A 1,902-nucleotide genomic window follows, 5' to 3' on the forward strand; every position below is an offset into this window, starting at 1 on the left:
CAGCATCAGCTGCCCGCGCAGGGTCTCCCGCAGCGGGTGCTGGTTGACCAGCACCCGCAGTTCGCCGACGACCGACGACGCCTCGCCGGCCGACAGCTGGAGGCTGAACAGCTGCTCGGCGGCCGCCAGATGCTGCTCCTCCAACGCCGCCGAGGCCGCGTCGATGACCGAGCCGCCGAAGCCCGCCATGACCGGGCCGCGCCACAGCTCCATCGCCGCTCTCAGCTCCTCCGCGGCGAGGGCCCGGCGGCCTTCCTCCACGGCCTTGCGCGCCCTGCGCAGCCGGGAGCGGTACTGGCTGAGGTCCAGCTGGTCCTCGCCCACCGACGCCCGGTAGCCGGGTCCGTCGGTCAGTATCATCTCGGCCCCGCCCGGTATGCGCTGCCGTAGTTCGGCGACCGCCTTGCGGATCTGGTGCGAGGCGCTGATCGGCGGATTGTCGTCCCAGGCGGCCTCCACCAGGCGTGGCACGGGAACGACGCGGTTCGCTTCCAGGAGCAGCATCACCAGTGTGCGCGAACGCAGAGCCCCGCCCAGTTTCAGCGGGGAATCCTCGTGCCGGCCTTCGAGAACGCCAAGGATTCGGAATCTCGGGCTCCGAATTTCTGCAGCACGATGTGCCATCTTCGCACAGCCCCCCGTCGACGATCTTTCACGTCTGATCGACAGCTGCCAGATTCTATGCAGGCTTGTTCGATCACATCAATTGATACTTGTACGCTCCGCAACCGCAGTGTCACGGTAAACGCTTATTTCCTGTGACGGCTCGCCAGGTCAACTGGTGGCCATTTTCAACCCCTCGTTCCGGAGCGCCCGTTCTGCCCCCGTTGGCCCACCGCGCCAACGACTTCCCGCCATGCGGGACCGATGCGGAATCGCGCCGGGAAAGGCTCGGTACCGCCGACGGCCAGTGTGTTTTTTGGCCGGGAGTAGCCGCTCCGGCCGCCGTCCGGAGGGGGAAGGCCGATGTACGACCATCGCGACCACGTCGCAGAGCTCTGCTCCAGGCTGTTCGCCTCGATGCCGCGGCGCGGCCAGCGGCTCAAGGCGGAACGGTACGTCCGGGCCCTGCTGTCGGTGCCGGGACGCAAGACGCTGCGGAACATCGCCGACTGGATGGAGGGCGAGCCCGCCGACCGGGAGCCCGCCAAGCAGAGCGTCCACCACTTCATCAGCAACTCCTCGTGGGACTGGACGCGGGTGCGGCACGCGCTCGCCGGGTACGTCGAGGACACCGTCGCTCCCCGCGCGTGGGTGGTCCGGCCCCTGGTGATCCCCAAGGCGGGGCCGCACTCCGTGGGCGTCGACCAGCAGTTCGTGCCGCACCTCGGCCTGACCGTCCACGGGCAGCAGGCGTACGGCGCCTGGCTCGCGTCCGAGCACACGGCCGTCCCCTGCGACTGGTCGCTGCTGCTGACCCGCGCCTGGCTCGACGACCCCGGGCGGCGCCGCCGCGCGCAGATCCCGGCCGGCGCGCTGCCCGCCGGGCCGGAGGAGGTCGCGGGCCGGCTCGCCCTCGACGCGAGCCGCGGCCTGCCGTCGCGGCGGCCCGTCGTCATCGACGCGGAGGGACTCGATCCCACGCGGATGCTGCGGGTGCTCGTGCCGGCCGGGGTCCCCGCCGTCGTCCGGGTGCCCGCGTCGACGCCGCTGCGGGTCGACCCCGCCGTCCTGCACAGCTACAGCGAACGGCCGGCCACGGCCGATCAGCTCGTCGCCGGGTGCCGGCGGCTGTGGCGGCCCGCCGAGGGACGCGGGGTGCGGGCCGCCACAGCCGCCGGCACCCGGCGACGAGCTGATCGGCCGTGGCCGGCCGTTCGCTGTAGCTGTGCAGGACGGCGGGGTCGACCCGCAGCGGCGTCGACGCGGGCACCCGGACGACGGCGGGGACCCCGGCCGGCA

At 72.0% G+C, this 1,902-nt stretch carries 2 protein-coding genes; one reads left to right on the forward strand and one right to left on the reverse strand.

Features of this window, described 5'->3' with window-relative positions:
* Nucleotides 1-504, reverse strand: a 504-nt coding sequence (locus AOK23_RS26250; protein ID WP_276205759.1) for an AfsR/SARP family transcriptional regulator, incomplete at its 3' end; no start/stop codon positions are given.
* Between the two features lie 462 nt (nucleotides 505-966).
* On the opposite strand from AOK23_RS26250, the gene AOK23_RS26255 reads away from it, so the two are divergent.
* Nucleotides 967-1,902 (forward strand): IS701 family transposase (locus tag AOK23_RS26255; RefSeq protein ID WP_107102876.1); only part of this gene is annotated, 936 nt, incomplete at its 3' end.

It is taken from the genome of Streptomyces torulosus (assembly GCF_001419765.1).
Classification (GTDB): Bacteria; Actinomycetota; Actinomycetes; order Streptomycetales; family Streptomycetaceae; genus Streptomyces; species Streptomyces torulosus.